Below are 2,570 nucleotides of genomic sequence, written 5' to 3' on the forward strand. Positions count from 1 at the left end.
TTCAAACATCACGCCACTGCCGATCTTGATCTCCTGCAGCACAGCGGCTGTCTTTTGTTGATGGAGAAACTGCAATCGTTCAACGATGTGCCGGTTCAATTCCATCAGCGTGGCTTCATCAAGACTATCAATATCGAGCTCGGTAATCGGCGTCTTCTTCATCGTGCAATCTATACGACCATCTTGGGCAAAAGGAATTATGGTAGATTGCAACTCACCGTGCAACTGCACAACAAAATGGCACCGCCAACGGATATGCCCCGCTTACCCAAATTTGTAAGCGGAGCAAATTTGGTGGCCAAGACCCTGTTTCTGATTCCAAGTCAGAAATATTAAACACTGTGCATATCGTAAGTTCCGCATCGATATTTCATGGCTATGGGATTCCTGATTTTGGCAAATCATGATTCTCTTTTGCGATGCCGAAGAGAATGCTTCCCTCGCCCAAGCATGCTGACACGCTTTCACTGAACGCGTTGCGCAGTCTGGTCACGGGTTTGGTTGAGAAAACCGAACGTGCAGAGGCTCGGCTTGAAAAACTGGAAGCTGAGAATACAGCACTCCGTAAGGAGAATGCCGAGCTCCGTCTGGAAAACACCCGGCTTAAAGTTGAGAACCAACTCCTTCGCGATGAAATTGCGCGACTGAAAAACCTGCCGCCACGGCCGCCGTTCAAACCGTCGGGCATGGATAAGGCAACGGACGCGAAAGCTCAGGACAAGCAGGCGGGCAAGAAGAAGCCGCGTGGACCGAAACTGGATGTCGAGCGCGTTGATCGGGATGTGGTTCTTCATGCCCGTGTTCCGGACGGTTCACGCTTCAAGGGCTACAAGAGCTATTACGTGCGCGATATAGTTTTGCGCGCTGAGGTTATTCACTACCGGCGCGAATGCTGGGTTGCTCCGAACGGTAAGACTATTCTTGCGCCGCTACCTGCCGGAATCGTCGGTGGTTATGGCCCAAACCTCAGGCGGCTCTGCCTGATGCTGCATGCGCAAGGTCAGGTCACAGCGCAACGGTTGTCGACCCTGCTTAATGACATCGGCATGGACATCTCCAAACGCCAGGTTGTGCGTTTGCTCACCAAGGGGCTGGATGGCTTTGTTGCTGAGGATGCTGCCGTTCTGCATGCTGGCCTGGTGTCGGAAGCCTATGTAACGGTCGATGACACCGGGGCCCGTCATGCGCGTGATAACTTCTATACCACCCATATTGGCGGCGAGCATTTTACCGTCTTTCGCACCACGAAAACAAAATCCCGCCTGAACTTCCTGTCGCTCTTGCGCGGCAATTATCAGGATTATGTGCTTAACGATGCTACTTCTGATTATCTGAAGACGCGACATGGCGTGGATCCGACAGTCATCGCCAGGCTGCAAACACGCACACCTCAACGCTTTTGCAACCAGGTCCCCTTTCTGGAACACCTGGCGCAAAAAGGTGTCGACATCTTCGATAAGGACATGGTTCGGGCCGTCGCGGAAGCGGGCATCTGGGGTTCTGTTCGCCACCACGGCCTGCTGGGCAATGCCGTCATTATCTCCGACGATGCCGGCCAGTTCCGGGTTGGCAATCATGCGCTGTGCTGGGTGCATGCGGAGCGACTGCTGCAAAAGCTGATGCCGGCGACGCCACAGCACGTCCGGTGGGTGGAAAATATACGCGATCTCATTTGGAGCTTCTACAAGGCGCTCAAGGCATTCAGGCAGAAGAGCCCCTCACCGGGATCAATCAGCGCTTTCCGGCAACGGTTTGACCGCATCTTCTCTATCCGGACGGGTTGTGTGGAGCTGGACAAGCTGTTGGCACGCCTGCTACGCCGCAAGGAAGAACTACTCAAGGTTCTCGAACGCCCGGAAATTCCGTTGCACACCAACGCGTCCGAGAGCGATCTGCGCAGCTGCGTCACCAAACGCAAGATCTCGGGTGGCACAATGAGCAAAGAGGGGCGCATTGCCCGCGATACCATGCTGGGCCTTATGAAGACCTGCAAAAAGCTTCGGCTTTCCTTCTGGCATTATCTCGGCGACCGGCTTGGTATATCCAATCAACAAACAGCCATTCCGGAGCTTGCAGGCCTCATTATCGCCAAGGCCTGATCCCACTTACTTACGACTGCCAGGCTTTGAGAAAGGCACCACCCGACCTGCTCTTGCTGGTGCTTCATCCATAATATGACCACCTGTCACGCTCAGTAATGATGGTGAAACATTCCACTGTTTGTCGTCATCCGTGTGCACCGTCACCGTCTTGCGATTGCGACGAATAACAAAGCCTCGAACCATCGTACCATCTGGCCCTTCAAACATCACGCCACTGCCGATCTTGATCTCCTGCAGCACAGCGGCTGTCTTTTGTTGATGGAGAAACTGCAATCTTTCAACGATGTGCCGGTTCAATTCCATCAGCGTGGCTTCATCCAGACTATCAATATCGAGCTCGGTAATCGGCGTCTTCTTCATCGTGCAATCTATACGACCTTCTTGGGCAAAAGGAATTATGGTAGATTGCATCTCACCGCGCAACTGCACAACAAAATGGCATTGCCCCCGGATATGCCCCGCTTACCC

Annotated in this window: 2 protein-coding genes; one reads left to right on the forward strand and one right to left on the reverse strand. The window is 53.4% G+C overall.

Annotated features, from left to right (window positions below; translation table 11 throughout):
- The first annotated feature begins 419 nt into the window (after positions 1-419).
- Positions 420-2,099 (forward strand): IS66 family transposase, encoded by a 1,680-nt coding sequence (locus tag FG152_RS27025; protein ID WP_498989437.1) that lies wholly within the window; start codon positions 420-422, stop codon positions 2,097-2,099.
- Between the two features lie 6 nt (positions 2,100-2,105).
- On the opposite strand, the gene FG152_RS27030 is transcribed toward FG152_RS27025, so the two are convergent.
- Entirely contained in the window at positions 2,106-2,462 is a 357-nt protein-coding gene (locus FG152_RS27030; RefSeq protein ID WP_312196855.1) for a hypothetical protein, read from the reverse strand.
- Positions 2,463-2,570: the final 108 nt, after the last annotated feature.

It is taken from the genome of Ochrobactrum sp. XJ1 (genome assembly GCF_024701725.1).
GTDB classification, from domain to species: Bacteria; Pseudomonadota; Alphaproteobacteria; order Rhizobiales; family Rhizobiaceae; genus Brucella; species Brucella anthropi.

Bases quoted from the DNA above. Each gene is read 5' to 3' on its own strand.
- FG152_RS27025 (WP_498989437.1), top strand. From the start codon at position 420: ATGCCGAAGAGAATGCTTCCCTCGCCCAAGCATGCTGACACGCTTTCA.
- FG152_RS27030 (WP_312196855.1), bottom strand. From the start codon at position 2,462: ATGAAGAAGACGCCGATTACCGAGCTCGATATTGATAGTCTGGATGAA.